This is a genomic window from Paraburkholderia tropica, assembly GCF_900109265.1.
Taxonomy (GTDB): domain Bacteria; phylum Pseudomonadota; class Gammaproteobacteria; order Burkholderiales; family Burkholderiaceae; genus Paraburkholderia; species Paraburkholderia tropica.
In genome coordinates, this window is sequence record NZ_FNZM01000005.1 from 170167 (window position 1) to 186805 (window position 16639).

At 65.1% G+C, this 16639-nt stretch carries 10 protein-coding genes; 3 read left to right on the forward strand and 7 right to left on the reverse strand.

Annotated features, from left to right (window positions below; translation table 11 throughout):
- Positions 1–49: 49 nt before the first annotated feature.
- Positions 50–3991, reverse strand: a complete 3942-nt coding sequence (gene putA / locus BMY06_RS09605; protein ID WP_074982834.1) for a trifunctional transcriptional regulator/proline dehydrogenase/L-glutamate gamma-semialdehyde dehydrogenase — start codon at positions 3989–3991, stop codon at positions 50–52.
- 288 nt (positions 3992–4279) lie between these two features.
- On the opposite strand from putA, the gene BMY06_RS39550 reads away from it, so the two are divergent.
- Positions 4280–4429 (forward strand): hypothetical protein, encoded by a 150-nt coding sequence (locus BMY06_RS39550; protein ID WP_167371403.1) that lies wholly within the window; start codon positions 4280–4282, stop codon positions 4427–4429.
- A 49-nt stretch (positions 4430–4478) separates the two neighbouring features.
- Here the strand turns inward: BMY06_RS39550 and BMY06_RS09610 are convergent, their stop codons facing one another.
- Both BMY06_RS09610 and hemE read right to left on the reverse strand, forming a co-directional pair.
- Entirely contained in the window at positions 4479–6836 is a 2358-nt protein-coding gene (locus BMY06_RS09610) for a primosomal protein N' (RefSeq protein ID WP_074982836.1), read from the reverse strand.
- Positions 6837–7274: 438 nt separating this feature from the next.
- Complete coding sequence (gene hemE / locus BMY06_RS09615) at positions 7275–8366, reverse strand: uroporphyrinogen decarboxylase (protein ID WP_065061747.1); 1092 nt, start codon at positions 8364–8366, stop codon at positions 7275–7277.
- Positions 8367–8675: 309 nt separating this feature from the next.
- Between hemE and BMY06_RS09620 the strand changes: the two genes are divergently transcribed.
- Positions 8676–9509, forward strand: a complete 834-nt coding sequence (locus tag BMY06_RS09620) for a transporter substrate-binding domain-containing protein (protein WP_110327861.1) — start codon at positions 8676–8678, stop codon at positions 9507–9509.
- Between the two features lie 652 nt (positions 9510–10161).
- Here BMY06_RS09620 and BMY06_RS39555 read toward each other — a convergent pair.
- Complete coding sequence (locus tag BMY06_RS39555; protein ID WP_167371404.1) at positions 10162–10335, reverse strand: hypothetical protein; 174 nt, start codon at positions 10333–10335, stop codon at positions 10162–10164.
- A gap of 98 nt (positions 10336–10433) precedes the next feature.
- A complete protein-coding gene (locus BMY06_RS09625; protein WP_074982838.1) occupies positions 10434–12185 on the reverse strand; it encodes an AMP-binding protein in 1752 nt (583 codons plus the stop codon).
- Positions 12186–12650: 465 nt separating this feature from the next.
- Between BMY06_RS09625 and BMY06_RS09630 the strand changes: the two genes are divergently transcribed.
- Positions 12651–14567, forward strand: coding sequence for a hypothetical protein (locus BMY06_RS09630; protein WP_074982840.1), 1917 nt, complete (start codon positions 12651–12653; stop codon positions 14565–14567).
- Between the two features lie 99 nt (positions 14568–14666).
- Here the strand turns inward: BMY06_RS09630 and BMY06_RS09635 are convergent, their stop codons facing one another.
- Positions 14667–15092, reverse strand: a complete 426-nt coding sequence (locus BMY06_RS09635) for a F0F1 ATP synthase subunit epsilon (protein ID WP_065061750.1) — start codon at positions 15090–15092, stop codon at positions 14667–14669.
- A 101-nt stretch (positions 15093–15193) separates the two neighbouring features.
- Positions 15194–16588 (reverse strand): F0F1 ATP synthase subunit beta, encoded by a 1395-nt coding sequence (gene atpD, locus BMY06_RS09640; RefSeq protein ID WP_065061751.1) that lies wholly within the window; start codon positions 16586–16588, stop codon positions 15194–15196.
- Positions 16589–16639: the final 51 nt, after the last annotated feature.

Below are 16639 nucleotides of genomic sequence, written 5' to 3' on the forward strand. Positions count from 1 at the left end.
GAGCCTTGCCGCTTCCTTGTCTTGAGACGACCGACAGTATGGACTGTGCTTAGCCGATCGTCATCAGATTTGCATTACCGCCTGCCGCTGCGGTATTCACGCTCACCGAGCGCTCCGTGAGCAGTCGTTCGAGCGCGTAATCTTCGTCGCCGTTGGCGAGCGCATGCGCCGCCACGCCCTGCACCGAGACGATCGGACCGCCGCGCTTCGCCACTTCCTTCACGAGGCCGAGCAGTTCGTCGCTGTCACCTTCGAACAGCACGGCGTCGAATTCGGCATCGGCCGTCTTCTTGATCGCAACGTGCGCCTTCAGCGACGCGGGCAGCGCGTTCACCAGCGCTTCACCGGCCGCGCCCTGGAACAGCGCGCGGTTGCCCGTCGCCAGCACGACCGCGAGTTGCGCGCGCGCGCCGGTCGGCGTCGAGGCCACGCACAGCACCGTGCCGCGCGCGGACAACGTGTACGTATTGCGCTCGCCCGTCGGGCCCGGCAGCACCGCCGTGGCGCCTGCGAGCACGTATTCCAGATAGCCTTCGCAACGCGCCGCGAGCGCCGGTTGACGTTCGGCGATCAGCCAGTCGCGCAGCACCGCGAGATTGCCTTGCGCCGACTGCGGACGCTCGCCGTTCTCGCCTTGCGGCATGTCGACCACCAGCGCCTTCGTGAGCGATTGCGGCAGACCCGCCGGACGCTTGGCCAGCAGACGCGACAGATACAGCGCGCCACCCGCCTTCGGACCCGTGCCCGACAGACCTTCGCCGCCGAACGGCTGCACGCCGACCACCGCGCCGATCACGTTGCGGTTCACATAAATGTTGCCGACATGCGCGCGGCCCACGACGTGCGCGATCGTTTCATCGATACGCGTGTGGATGCCGAGCGTGAGGCCGTAACCGGTCGCGCGGATCTGTTCGAGCAGCTTGTCGAGCTGGCTGCGGCGATAGCGGATCACGTGCAGCACCGGGCCGAACACTTCGCGCTTGAGTTCGTCGAGGCTGTCGATTTCGATCAGCGTCGGCGGCACGAAGGTGCCTGCGCCGCAGCTGTCGGCCATCGGCATCTGCGTGACCTTGCGGCCCTTCTCGCGCATCATCGCGACGTGCGTGTCGATGCCGCGCTTGGCTTCCACGTCGATCACCGGACCGACGTCGGCGGACAGACGATCAGGATTGCCAATCGCCAGTTCCTTCATCGCGCCCGTGAGCATTTCGAGCGTGCGCTCGGCCACGTCGTCCTGCAGACACAGCACGCGCAGCGCCGAGCAGCGCTGGCCCGCCGAGTCGAACGCGCTTTGCAGCACGTCGGCGACGACCTGTTCCGCGAGCGCCGACGAATCGACGATCATCGCGTTCTGGCCGCCCGTTTCGGCGATCAGCGGAATCGGACGGCCCTCCGAATCCAGACGCTGCGAAAGCTGCTTGTTGATGAGGCGCGCGACTTCGGTCGAGCCCGTGAACATGACGGCGCGCGTGCGGTGATCGGCGACCAGCGCCGCGCCCACGGTTTCGCCGTCGCCCGGCAGCAGTTGCACCGCGCCGGCGGGCACGCCCGCTTCGCGCAGGATGCGCACGGCTTGCGCGGCGATCAGCGGCGTTTGTTCCGCGGGCTTCGCGAGCACCGTGTTGCCGGCGGCGAGCGCGGCGGCAACCTGGCCCATGAAGATCGCCAGCGGGAAATTCCACGGGCTGATACACACGACCGGACCGAGCGGACGATGCGTGTCGTTCGAGAATTCCTCGCGGATCTGCGTCGAGTAATACCGCAGGAAATCGATCGCTTCGCGGATTTCCGCCACCGCGTTCGGCAGCGACTTGCCCGCTTCGCGCACGATCAGGCCCATCAGCGTGTGCATCTGCGCTTCGAGCAGATCGGCGGCGCGCGCGAGGCAGTCGGCGCGCGCATCGACGGGCGTCGCCTGCCAGATCGGCGCGGCGGCCACGGCGTGCGAGAGCGCGGCGCTCACGTGCTCGCTCGTCGCTTCCACCACGGTGCCGACCAGATCGCGATGATCGGCCGGATTGCGTACATCACGTGCGGTGCCTTCGGCGAGGTCGATATCGGCGAGCATCGGCGCGGCGCGCCACGGATGATGCGCGCTCGCCAGCAGCGCCGACGACAGCGACGCGAGGCGATGTTCGTTCGACAGATCGAGGCCCATCGAATTCAGACGCTCGCTGCCGAACAGTTCGCGCGGCAGCGGAATCTTCGTGTGCGGCGCGCCCGGCGGCACGACCTTCGCGGCATCGTCGACGGGGTTCGTCACGAGTTCGGCGACCGGCACGGTTTCATCGGCGATACGGTTCACGAACGAGGTGTTCGCGCCGTTTTCGAGCAGACGGCGCACGAGGTACGCGAGCAGCGTTTCGTGCGTGCCGACCGGCGCGTAGACGCGGCACGGACGGTTCAGCTTGCCTTGCGCGAGCGGGCCGGTGACTTCTTCGTACAGCGGCTCGCCCATGCCGTGCAGGCACTGGAATTCGTACTGGCCAGGATAGTAATTGTTGCCCGCGAGGTGATAGATCGCGGCCAGCGTGTACGCGTTGTGCGTGGCGAACTGCGGGTACACCGCGTCGGGCGCGCCGAGCAGCTTCTTCGCGCACGCGAGGTACGACACGTCGGTGTAGATCTTGCGCGTGTAGACCGGATAGCCTTCGAGGCCGTCCACCTGCGCACGCTTGATTTCCGTGTCCCAGTACGCGCCCTTCACGAGGCGCACCATGATGCGGTGACGGCTGCGGCGCGCGAGATCGACGATGTAGTCGATCACGAACGGGCAGCGCTTCTGGTAAGCCTGCACCACGAAACCGATGCCGTTCCAGCCCGCGAGTTCCGAGTCGAAACAGAGCGCTTCGAGCAGGTCGAGCGAGAGTTCGAGGCGGTCGGCTTCTTCGGCGTCGATATTGAGGCCGATGTCGTAGCGGCGCGCGAGCACGGCGAGTGCACGCACGCGCGGCAGCAGCTCGTTCATCGTGCGTTCCTGCTGCGCGCGCGAGTAGCGCGGATGCAGCGCGGAGAGCTTGATCGAAATGCCGGGGCCTTCGTAGATGCCGCGTCCGCCCGCTGCCTTGCCGATTGCGTGGATCGCCTGTTCGTACGAGGCGTAGTAGCGCTGCGCGTCGGCTTCGGTCGTCGCCGCTTCGCCGAGCATGTCGTACGAATAGCGGAAGCCGCGTGCTTCGAACTTGCGGCTGTTCGCGAGCGCTTCCGAGATGTTCTCGCCGGTGACGAACTGCTCGCCCATCAGGCGCATCGCCATGTCGACGCCCTTGCGGATCAGCGGCTCGCCGCCCTTGCCGATCATGCGCGTGAGCGCCGACGACAGACCCGTTTCGCTATTCGTCGTCACCAGCTTGCCGGTGATCATGAGGCCCCAGGTCGCGGCGTTCACGAACAGCGACGGCGCGTGGCCGACGTGCGATTTCCAGTCGCCCTTGCTGATCTTGTCGCGGATCAGCGCGTCGCGCGTGGCGCGGTCGGGAATACGCAGCAGCGCTTCGGCGAGACACATCAGCGCCACGCCTTCCTGGCTCGACAGCGAAAACTCGTGGATCAGGCCTTCGACGCCGCCGCCCGTGCGCTTGGCGCGCAGCGTTTCGACGAGCTTCGTGGCGAGCTTGGTGACGTCGCCGGTGAGATTGGCGGGCAGACGCGCCTCGCCGATCAGGAACGGCACGCACTCCGGCTCCGGACGACGGTACGCCGCCGTGATCGCCGCGCGCAGCACCGACTGCGGTTGCACGTTCTGGGCGAACTCGAGGAACGGATGTGAGGCGTACTCGTCGGGGCCGTCGGTGGAACCGTCGCCCAGATCGGTAGCGCCGACGTGGCCATTCAGCTCCGGCGGCAGCTGGCCGTGCTCGATTTTTTCGAGGTAAGCGAAGATGGCCTGCTTGATGAGCCAGTGCGGGGTGCGCTCGAGGCGCGTGGCGGCATCTTTGAGCCGCGAGCGGAGGAGGTCGTCGACCTTGACGCCAAGGGTGGTGCTAGCCATGTTTCCTTCGTATGCCGGCTGACCCGCACCGGCCAAGACTAAAAAAGTTGGCGAATCGTACCCCTCCAATTAAAAAGGTGCAACCATTCAAAATGCCTGGTTGCACCCCGCGAGAAGGCCCGTGGGGCCTGGGTTTGCGCCAGATGCCCGCCAGCCGTGGCGGCGCGTCTGCACTCGGTATTTTCCCTGGCCCACACTTTCTGGGTAACCCTAATCGTTTCTGTCGCCGTGCCGTTATACAAAGAACAACGGGGAGCCGGACGTTCGAACCGGCGCGAGGACCAAAAAATGGAAAAGTGGCTGGTGGTGGCAGGTGTCTGGAGCATGTGCGCGCTGTGCGCCGTGCTGTTCATCCGTGGCGCGACGGCGCCGGAAACGCGCAAGCTGCGCGTCGTGCGCGCCAGTCAGGGCGACGCGGCGGGCGGAACGCAGCGATAAGACTTCGCGGCGTCGTATCGACATCGCGATCGGGCGGCGGGGGTTGCCCTCAAATATCGAGCGGATCGACTTCGAGATTCCAGCGCAGCACGCCGCGTAGCGCGCGCAGCGCGGGTTGCCACGCGTGCAGCGTGGCCTGCAGGGCCGCGCGCGACTGGCTCTCGATGAGCAACTGCGCGCGGTGCACGTTCATGACCTTCACGATCGTCAGCGGCACGGCGTCGTAGGCCATCACGCGCGAGGCGGCCGGAATGGCCGTGAGCGCCGCGGCCGCTTCGGCGAGAAACGCCAGCGCCGCTTCGAGCGTGCGCCCCTCGGCGCGCAGCAAGGCCTGATAGACGAACGGCGGAAGATGCGCGTCGCGACGCTCCTTGACCTGCGAATTCGCGAAACCCACGTAATCGTGGCGCGCGAGCGCGTGATAAATCGCGTGGCGCGGATAACGCGTCTGCACCAGCACCTCGCCGGGCAGCCCGGCGCGGCCGGCGCGGCCGCTCACCTGCATCAGTTGCGCGAACAGGCGCTCGCTCGCGCGAAAATCGTGCGAGAACAGCGCGTTGTCGGCGTTCAGCACGCCCACCAGCGAGACGCGCTGGAAGTCGTGGCCCTTCGCGACCATCTGCGTGCCCACGAGGATGTCGACTTCGCCCGCGTGCACATCGGAGAAAAGCGCCTGCGCGCTGCCTTTGCGACGCGTGCTGTCGGCGTCGATGCGCAGCACGCGCGCGCCCGGCACCGCGCTCGCGAGCGCTTCCTCGATCCGCTGCGTGCCGCGTCCCATCGGCGCGATATCGACGTTGCCGCACTCCGGACACGAATGCGGAATGCGCGATTCCCAGCCGCAGTGGTGGCAGCGCAGCGCGCGTTCGGGCTTGTGCAGCACGACGTAGGCGCTGCAGCGCGGACAGCCGGCAACCCAGCCGCAGGCGTCGCAGGCGAGCGTCGGCGCATAGCCGCGCCGGTTCAGAAAAATCAGGCTCTGCTCGCCGCGCTCCAGGCGCGCCTTCATGGCCGCGATCAGCGGGCCGGACAAGCCCTCGAACGACGCGCGCCCGCGCCGCCGCTCCTCTTCCAGATCGATCAGCTTGACCGTCGGCAGCACGGCGTCGGCCATCGCGCGGCGTGACAGCGTGAGGCGCGTATAGCGGCCCTGATCGGCCTGCCACCAGCTTTCCAGCGACGGCGTGGCCGAACCCAGCACGACCGGAATCGCGAGCTGTTTGGCGCGCCACACGGCCAGATCGCGCGCCGAGTAGCGCAGCCCTTCCTGCTGCTTGTAAGCGGGATCGTGCTCCTCGTCGACGACGATCATCGCCAGATGCGGCAGCGACGCCATCACGGCCAGCCGCGTGCCCAGCACGATGCGCGCGCGGCCCGTGTGCGCGGCGAGCCAGTGGCGCGCGCGTTCGCCCTCGGCGAGACCGCTGTGCATCGTGACAATGGCGCCGTCGGGCAGCACGCCCGCGAAGCGCGTGCGGAACGCCGCCTCGAACTGCGGCGTGAGATTGATTTCGGGGACGAGCACCAGCGCCTGCGTCTCGGGCTCGCGTTCGAGCCGCGCGGCCAGCGCGCGCAGATAGACCTCGGTCTTGCCGCTGCCCGTCACGCCATGCAGCAGGAACGGCGCGAAGCCGCTCGATTCGACAATCGCCTCGACGGCCGTTTGCTGCTCGTCGCTCAGGCGGTGCAGCGCGACCGGTTCTTTCGCTCCGTTCGCGCCGTTAGCCCCGTTTGTTGCGCGGGCATCGACGCTTCCATTCGTGCCGACGGACAAATCGGCACTGTCGGCGTCGTCGGTATTTTTTACGGTCGGGATTTGCCCGGATGCGCGCGGCGCGGCGCCGAACTCGACGCATTCGTACTCGACCCAACCCGCATCGCGCCACGATTCGAGCGTCGCGGCGGCCTTCGGATGCAGCGCGCGCGCGTCGGCGAGATCGAGCTCACCGGCGGCCACGAGCGCCTCAGCCAGACGGCGCAGCGCCGCCGCGCGGGCGGGCAGGGCTTCGGGCAGCGCTTCGCGGCCCGCGGGCAGCAAGCGGTAACGCTCCTCGGGCGCCAGCAGGCGCGGCCAGCGCGGCGGATCGCGCAACGCTTGCGGCAACGCCGGCAATGCGACTTCGCCCAGTCCACGCTGGTAGTAATCGGCGGCGAATTCCACCAGCGCGAGCCATTTTTCCGACAGCGGCGGGCACGACGCGCAGACCTCGATGACGTCGCGCAGCTTGTTCGCGGGCACCTCGCTGTGAGCACTCACTTCCACGATGAGGCCCACGGACTCGCGTCGTCCGAATGGCACGCGCACCAGCATGCCCGGACGCGGCTCGGGCCAGCCGTCCGGGTAGCGGTAGTCGTAGAGCGCGTCCAGCGGGTGATCGAGCGCGACACGCGCGAAACGCGTGCTCATGCAGCGCACCCGCTCGCGGCGGCAGCGCTACGTGTGCTGGCGCACCGACGCCCGAACTTAAAGTAAAACTTCACTTTGCGCGCTAAGTTTTGGATTCCGCAGAACAATCGCGCTCCCCGCCGTCTCGCCTGTGGATAACTTTGTTGAGAACTCGATGTCGACGCGCCGCGCCAGCCATTTTGGCGTGCCTATGTGGGAAACCGCACAAAACGCCATGGAGCGGCGAAAGCCTTATCTGTCAAGGGTCTGATTGATTCTTTCGAGACCGTTCTCGCTCGCTGCGGCAATTTTTCCCTCTTGCGCGCCGCAACGAGACAAGTGTGCATAAGTCAACGCTTGACAGACCCCGAAGGGCGTCTGGCTGGCCTCTTTAGCCCGGTCTTACCCTGATGCCCGGAGCCCAGGCCCCGCCCTGCGCGCTGCGTTGCAACAAAAACGTCACGCGGACGCGGCGTGCAGCGCGCGGCTATGACGATGCACTTCGTCGACGAGTTCGGCGACACTTTCAGGCGGCGTGAACTGCGAAATGCCGTGGCCGAGATTGAAGACGTGACCCGGATGCGCGCCGAAACTGTCGAGCACCGCGCGCGCCTGTTCGCGGATCGCCGCCGGCGACGCGAACAGCACGGTCGGGTCCAGATTGCCTTGCAGCGCCACGCGATCGCCCACGCGCTCGCGCGCGCGGCCGAGGTTCACGGTCCAGTCGAGACCGACCGCGTCGACGCCCGTATTGGCGATCTCGTCGAGCCACAGCCCGCCGCCCTTTGTGAAGGTGATCACCGGCACGCGTTCGCCGTCGTGCTCGCGCTTGAGCTGGTCGACCACGCGCTGGATATAGGCCAGCGAGAAACGCTGATAAATGCCGTCGGCGAGCGCGCCGCCCCAGGTGTCGAAGATCATCACGGCCTGCGCGCCCGCTTCGATCTGCGCGTTCAGATACGCGGCCACGGCCTGCGCGTTGATCTCGAGAATGCGCTCCATGAGGTCCGGGCGCGCGTACAGCATCGACTTCACGGTGCGGAAATCGTCCGAGCCGCCGCCTTCGACCATATAGCACGCGAGCGTCCACGGGCTGCCCGAGAAGCCGATCAGCGGCACGCGCTGACGACCCTCGCCGTCGGTGAGCGCGCGGCGGATCTCGCGCACGGCGTCGGTCACGTAACCGAGCGTCGCGCCGATATCGGGCACGGCGAGCTTCGCCACGTCTTCCTCGGTGCGCACCGGATGCGCGAATTTCGGACCCTCGCCCGCCTGGAACGACAGGCCAAGACCCATCGCGTCCGGAATCGTGAGGATGTCCGAAAAGAGGATCGCGGCGTCGAGCGGATAGCGCTCGAGCGGCTGCAGCGTGACTTCGGTCGCGTAATCGGGATTCTTCGCCAGGCCGAGGAAACTGCCCGCGCGGCTGCGCGTCGCGTTGTATTCCGGCAGATAACGGCCCGCCTGGCGCATCAGCCAGATCGGCGTGTACTCGGTCGGCTGACGCAGCAATGCGCGCAGGAAGGTGTCGTTCAGAAGGGTGTGGGCCACGTGCGGAGGCGCTTGCGCGCGAGATTCGGAAGCAGACCGCTATTTTACCGGACCGACGCGTACGGCATGGCGCCGATGGTCGGCATAAGTGCGACGCGAGGACTCAGGGGCGGCATCAGGGGCGGCATCGGCACCATGTTCAGCGCGACGCGGCATGCGTGCATCGGGCCGCCGCTCGCGGTTTGCCGCGCGCGATGCGGCGCGCTACCAGGTCTGTCCATGCTTAACGCGTGATGGCGAGCGGGCTATGATCGACCGGCTTTCCGGATCATGACATCGCATCCATCAAAGGACGAGGAGACACGCAGCATGAAGAACAACAAGGCGCTCGCCGCCGCCGGCGCACTCGTCGCCGCCTTGCTCGCCGCGCTCGCGGGCACGCCCTGCGCATTCGCACAATCGAACGCGAATCCGAATGTGAATCCGAACACGGCCGCCGCGCCCTCGCGTCTCGACGAGGTGCTCGCGCGCGGCACGCTGCGCGCCTGCACGACCGGCGACTACAAGCCCTATTCGTTCTACAAACCGGACGGCACCTTCGAAGGCATCGACATCGACATGACCGAGTCGCTCGCGAAGTCGCTCGGCGTGAAAGCGGAGTTCGTGAAGACCACGTGGTCCAATCTGATGACCGACTTCCTCGCGAAGTGCGACGTGGCCGTGGGCGGTGTCTCGACCACGCTCGAACGTCAGAAGCGCGCGTTCTTCACCGAGGCCTATCAGGTCGACGGCAAGACGCCCATCGTGCGTTGCGACGATGTGAACAAGTATCAGACCGTCGCGCAGATCGATCAGCCATCCACGCGTGTGATCGTGAATCCGGGCGGCACGAACGAGCGCTTCGCGAAGCAGTTCTTCCCGCACGCGAACCTCACCGTCTATCCCGACAACGTGACGATCTTCAAGCAGATCCTCGCGGGCAAGGCCGACGTGATGGTCACCGATGCTTCCGAAACGCTCCTGCAACAGAAGCTCAATCCGGGCCTGTGCTCGGTGCATCCGGACAAGCCGTTTCAATACGGCGAGAAAGCGTGGATGGTCCCGCGCGGCGACGTGGTGTTTCAACAGTACGTCGATCAATGGCTGCATCTTGCGCGTGCAAGCGGCGAGTATCAGTCGATCTCGGACAAGTGGCTGAAGTGAAACGCAAGTGATGCGCAGGTCACACGCAGATCGCGTCGCGCGCGCACGATGGATCGATGCAGCTTGCGTGATTTGCTGCATCCGCATCATTCGATGCCGCGCGCTCCGCGCGAACATTCGTTAAACGATATGACGAGTTGCAACGACACGTTGCATTTCAACATGTTCCGTCCGTGAACCGCGCATACACGGCCCTGTGCGGATGCTGCATGCATTCACGTGGCCGCGCGCGGCATTCATGTGACGAAAACGGCGTATCGCCCGCATGGCGGGACTTTCTTCATGCGATAAGAATTTTGCTTCACGCTAACGTTTGCGCGCGCGCTGACAGCACAGGAAAATGCCGGTAAAAATGACGGTCGAAAACCGCTCCGGATGGCAAAAAATCCCTCGGAGCCTTATCTGGCGGGCGTTACAACCTGAAACACTTTGTTACCGCCAAGGTTCATTAATTCGCCCACAATGCCTTCAACGGTTTCAACACGGATGTGGCTTGGTGCCAGTGTGAGCGGACACGATACACCAGCCGGTCGGCTTTATGCCGAAGCCCTCCTTAGGGGCATCCTTGCTGGAGCCGTGACCGGCGTCTCGTACGTTTCATCAGCCGGCTCCTCCTTTGGTCTCCTCGCGCTAACCCCGTAGCGTGTGGTTTTTAGCGGGCTCCAGGCCCGCTTTTTTTTCGTCCGCGTTTTTCCTTCCTCGCGTTTTTCCTTCCTCGCGTTTTTCCTTCCTCGCGTTTTTCTTCCGGTTTTCCTCGCGCTTTTTCCTGATTTTTCGCTGAGCGTTCGACTATTTGCGTCGCCGCACGCGCATCGTCCGGATTCAATTACTTCGGCATCCGGATGATTCAATCGCCCGCGGCCATGCGCCTGGCGCGCGACGGCGCGACTCGCCCTGTCGCGCACGCCCGCACGTCTTGCAGGTTCAGGCCGTCTTCTGTTCGTCGATCTTCAACTCGTCGATCATCTGCGCGCGCATCACGAACTTCTGCACCTTGCCCGTCACCGTCATCGGCAGTTCGTCGACGAAACGGATGTACTTCGGGATCTTGTAGTGCGCTATCTGCCCCTGACAGAAGGTCTGGATCTCCTCGGCCGTCGCACCTTCGCCCGGACGCAGCACGATCCACGCGCACACCTCCTCGCCATATTTCGCGTCCGGCACGCCGAACACCTGCACGGTCTGCACCTTCGGATGGCGGAACAGAAACTCCTCGATCTCGCGCGGGTAAATGTTTTCGCCGCCGCGTATCAGCATGTCCTTCAGGCGGCCCACGATGTTGCAGTAGCCTTCGGCGTCGAGCGTCGCGAGGTCGCCCGTATGCATCCAGCCGTCGATGATCGACTCCGCCGTCTTCGCTTCGTCGCCCCAGTAGCCGCACATCACCGAATAGCCGCGCGTGCACAGCTCACCCGTCTCGCCCACTGGCACGACGTTGCCGAGCGGATCGACGATCTTCACTTCGAGATGCGGCTGGATGCGGCCCACCGTGGTCGTGCGCTTGTCGAGCGGATCGGTGGTCGCGCTCTGGAACGAGACCGGACTCGTTTCCGTCATGCCGTACGCGATGGTGATCTCGGCCAGATGCATCTTCGAGACCACGCGCTTCATCGTTTCGATCGGACACGGCGAGCCCGCCATGATGCCCGTGCGCAATCGCGAGAGATCGAAGCTCGCGAAATCAGGATGATCGAGCTCGGCGATGAACATCGTCGGCACGCCATGCAGCGCCGTGCAGCCTTCCTCGGACACGGCTTCGAGCGTCGCGCGCGGATCGAAGGCCTCGCCCGGAAACACCATGTTCGCGCCGACCGACACGCACGCCAGCACCGCGAGCACCATGCCGAAGCAGTGATACAGCGGCACCGGGATGCAGAGCGAATCGTCCTCGCTCAAACGCATGGCCATCGCGATGAAGCGCCCGTTGTTGACGACGTTGCGATGCGTGAGCGTCGCGCCCTTCGGATTGCCGGTCGTGCCACTCGTGAACTGAATATTGATCGGATCGTCGGGCGAGAGCGTCGCGCCGAGCGCGTCGAGCCAGGCCGAACCGTCGCGCGCGAGCCGAACGCGGCCCATCTCGATCAGCTCGCTGAAATTGAGCATGCCGGGCGTCGCGGTATCGCACATGCGGATCACCGTGCGCAACGCAGGCAGGCGCGCCGCATGCAGATCGCCGGGCTGCGCGCTCGCGAGTTCGGGCGCGAGCGTTTGCAGCATCTCCAGATACTGCGAGGTCTTGAAGCGCTCCGCCGCCACGATGGCCTTGCAGCCGACCTTGTTCAGTGCGTATTCGAGCTCTGCGAGCCGGTAAGCCGGGTTGATGTTGACCAGCACCGCGCCGATGCGCGCCGTTGCGAACTGCGTGAGCAGCCATTCGACGCGATTGGGCGACCAGATGCCCACGCGGTCGCCCTTCTCGATGCCCAGTTCCGCGAGACCGGCCGCCATCACGTCGACTTCGGCCGCGAACTCGCGCCAGTTCCAGCGTATGCCCTGCTCGCGGAACACGACGGCGGGCCGCTCCGGAAAGCGGCTGACGGTCTCGTGCAGGAATTCACCGATGGTGGCGTCGGAGAGCGGCGTGGCGGCTGTCCCGCGCACGTAGGAAAGACCGTCCTGCGGCGCGATGAGCGCTTCGCGCGCGGCCGCCGCGCCTGCTGCGTCGATTGCCATGGTGGCTGTCTCCTGCGGGAGCCGCGCTCCCGGTTGAAATGATTTTGAAATCTATTCTCCACCGCGATGCGCAGCGGCGGCATCAAGTTTTACCCGCAGCGCACGCGGGCAGGACCGCTCGCGCCGCTTGGGGCGGCACGCTCGAAGGCATGATTTCGCATTACCTTTCCGTAAACGTCAAGTAGTTTGAACCCAGGTTTGTGCGGGGCGCGGAAGGCGGCCCGACGCCGTCTCGCCCGCAGCAGGTCGCGGCGGCGGCTTTATTCGCGCGCAAGCTTTGGCGCTTTTCCCGCGCCGCATCGCGACATCGCGTCGCGCACTCTCAAGCGTCTGATGGACTTCGGCACCGATTCGTAATGCAATCGCCGCTGCCTTACAGCCGTCTAACGAAGTTTTGACTTCCGCCTATTGATTCGTAGTTCTTATCAACTTGTCGCGTAGGAAATCTCCCAACCTGGAGTCCTGATGAACCCCACCGCTACCTGCCGTCTGAAACTCTCGAAAAAAATCTGGGCCGGCGTGCCCGGATCCGATGCCAACGGCTATTCCGATCCCGCCGATACGATCCAGTACGCGTTCGGCGTCGTGCCCGAAGGCACGCATTTCCGCGATTTCGCCCGTGCGGACGGCTCGGTCGACACGCATCGGCTGACCGGCGGCATCCTCATGGTGACGGGCGACAACACGACCGACGTTGCGCTCGCACCGGGGCGCTACTGGCTGTACGAGTTCGTGATCGGGCGCGATGCGGATGGCGTCACGCCGCGCTATTACCAGCGCACCGGCTGGGATTTCACCGCCGTGGTGGACGGCGAACGGCGTTCGCCCGTCGACGACAACGACGGCGCCGTGCTCTTCGAAGTCGGCGCACAAACGCGCGAGATGAGCATCGTCGCCATCAACAAGGCCGTGTGCGTCGAACTCGACAAGCGCTTGAGCAGCGGCACCGGGCGCACGAACGGCGTGCTGTTCTTCGGCACGAGTTCCTATCTCGGCCTCACGCAACTGGGCTCCGCGAATTTCGACGGTAACGCGGTGGTCCGCGTCGGCATCACCGGCATGGATGGCAAGGTGCGCCTCGACGGCTTCACGTCGGGCAACAACGTCTTCATCCACGAAGTCGTGCCCAAGGCGAGCTACGACGCGGGCGTGCGGCCACAGAAGATGGACGTGTACCGGCTCGACGGAACGCTCTGGTATAGCGCCGGATTCCCCGACGCGCACGAAGTCACGCAGGACGAACTCGACGCGCTGCTGCGCAATCCCAAGTTCACCGAAGCGGGACGCGCGCTGATCCACACGAATCTGCGCGTGGGCGACTGGCTGTTCACGAACCAGAACTACTTCTACGAGCGCCAGGGACTGATGCGCGTCGAGGTGACGAACAACACCGGCAAGAAGGGCAAGCTGCGTCTGTCGAAGAAGATCTGGGCGGGCGTGCCGGGCGCCGATGCCAACGGCTATTCGAATCCCGACGACACGATTCAGTACGCGTTCGGCGTCGTGCCGGCGGGCACGCATTACGGCGACTTCGCGCTGGCCGACGGTGCGGTCGATACGAGCAAACTGATCGGCGGCGTGTTGACGGTGGTCGGCGCGAACGTCGTCGAACTGATGCTGGAGCCCGGCCAATACTGGCTCTACGAGTTCGTGATTGGCCGCGATGCCGATGGCGTCTCGCTGCGCTATTTCCAGCGCACCGGCTGGGACTTCACCGCCTTGATCGACGGCGAGCGACGCGCCCCCGTGGACGACATCGACGGCGCGGTGGCCTTCGAGATCGGCGCGCAAACGGCGCAGGTCGAGATCGTCGGCATCAACAAATCGGTGAGCGTGCAGATCGACAAGCGCTTCACGCCGGGCGCGCAGGACAAGGAGAAGGCAGGCGTGCTGCTCCTCGCCACCAGCTCGTATCTCGGCGTCTTGCCGATCGTGAGAGACGCCATCGGCTCCAGCAATAGCACGGCGATCTTGCGCCTCGGCGTGACGGGTCCGAACGGCTCGGTGCGGCTCGACGGCTTCACGTCGGGCAATAACGTCTTCATCCACGAAATCGTGCCGCAGGATGCCTACGACGCGGGCATCATGCCCGTCAGCATGAGCGTCTACGGACTCGACGGCACGCGCGTCTTCACGTCCGAATTCAAGCTTCAGGGCGCGCTGCGCGAGGGCGAGAACTGGCGCGACGACGAGCATCAGCGCCGCCTCACCCAGGCGGATCTCGACGCCCTGCTCGCCGAACCCAAGCTCACGCGTGCGGGCCGCGCACTGATCCTCGAACACGTCCGCGCCGGCGACTACCTGTTCTCGAACGTGAATTACTTCTCGGAGCGTCAGGGCGTGCTGCGCGTCGAAGTGCTGAACGACAGCGGCCGCGGCTAAGCTGCCCGCTCGCGTCGGCCCATAAAAAAAGCTCCCCGGCACGATCGCCGGGGAGCTTTTTCGATTCGGTCACACGCGCCGCGAAGGCGCGTGCGGGAATCAATGCTGGTGTTGCTTGCGCAGACGCTGGATCGCCGCGAGTTGCGCGACGGCGTAGGCCAGTTCGGCCTGCGCGGTGGCGTACTCGAGGTTCGAGCCGGCGTTCTGCAGCGCCTCTTCGGCGCGCTTGCGCGCTTCGGCGGCCTTCGCTTCGTCGAGATCCTTGCCGCGGATCGCGGTGTCGGCGAGCACCGTCACGGCGCCCGGCTGCACTTCGAGAATGCCGCCTGCGACGAACACGAACTCTTCATTGCCGTCCGCGCCCACGATACGCACCGCACCCGGACGAATCCGCGTGATGAGCGGCGTGTGGCCCGGCAGAATGCCCAGCTCGCCCGCCTCGCCCGGAAGCGCGACGAACTTCGCCTGGCCGTCATAGATGCTCTCTTCGGCGCTGACGACGTCTACCTTGATGGTTGCTGCCATATGTGTCGAACTCCTGGGGTCAAGGGGTTGCGGCGGCGAGATCCGTCAATGCCGATAAAACCAGCGCGACACATCTCGCCTCGTTGCCTGCAACGCGACCCTTACTGGATCTTCTTGGCCTTTTCGAAGGCTTCGTCGATCGTGCCGACCATGTAGAACGCCTGCTCCGGCAGGTGATCGCACTCACCTTCCACGATCATCTTGAAGCCGCGGATGGTTTCCTTCAGCGGCACGTACTTGCCCGGCGAGCCCGTGAAGACTTCCGCGACGTGGAACGGCTGCGACAGGAAACGCTGGATCTTACGTGCGCGAGCGACCGACAGCTTGTCGTCCGGCGACAGTTCGTCCATGCCCAGAATTGCGATGATGTCACGCAGTTCCTTGTAGCGCTGGAGCGTCTGTTGCACGCGGCGCGTGATCGAGTAGTGCTCTTCACCGATCACGTTCGGGTCGATCTGGCGCGAGGTCGAGTCGAGCGGGTCGACTGCCGGGTAGATACCCAGCGAGGCGATGTCACGCGACAGCACGACGGTTGCGTCCAGGTGGCCGAAGGTCGTAGCCGGCGACGGGTCGGTCAAGTCGTCCGCAGGGACGTACACGGCCTGAACCGACGTAATCGAGCCCTTCTTGGTCGACGTGATGCGCTCTTGCAGCTTGCCCATTTCTTCAGCCAGCGTCGGCTGATAGCCCACTGCCGACGGCATACGGCCGAGCAGTGCCGACACTTCCGTGCCAGCCAGCGTGAAACGGTAGATGTTGTCGACGAAGAACAGCACGTCGAGGCCTTCGTCACGGAAGTGCTCGGCCATCGTCAGACCGGTCAGCGCGACGCGCAGACGGTTGCCCGGCGGCTCGTTCATCTGGCCGTAGACCAGCGCGACCTTGTCGAGAACGTTCGAGTCCTTCATTTCGTGATAGAAGTCGTTCCCTTCGCGGGTACGCTCGCCAACACCGGCGAACACGGAGAAACCACCGTGTTCCTTAGCGATGTTGTTGATCAGTTCCATCATGTTGACGGTCTTGCCCACACCGGCGCCACCGAACAGACCGACCTTGCCGCCCTTTGCGAACGGGCAGATCAGGTCGATAACCTTGATGCCGGTTTCGAGCAGTTCCGCCGACGGCGACAGCTCGTCGAACGCCGGAGCCTTCTGGTGGATCGCGCGCGTCGTTTCGCTGACGATCGGGCCGGCTTCGTCGATCGGACGGCCGAGCACGTCCATGATACGGCCGAGCGTCGGCTTGCCGACCGGCACGCTGATGGGCTTGCCCGTGTTCTTCACCACGGTGCCGCGGCGCAGGCCGTCCGACGCACCCAGACAGATGGTGCGCACGACGCCGTCACCGAGCTGCTGCTGCACTTCGAGGGTCAGTTCCGACCCGTCGAGAATGAGCGCGTCGTAGATCTTCGGCATGCTCTCGCGCGGGAATTCCACGTCGATCACCGCGCCGATGCACTGTACGATCTTGCCTTCCGGCAAAGCAGTTGTACTCATCGATTTTCCTTTAGATACCTGAATTCTTCACTCGCCTGGCGGCACACACCG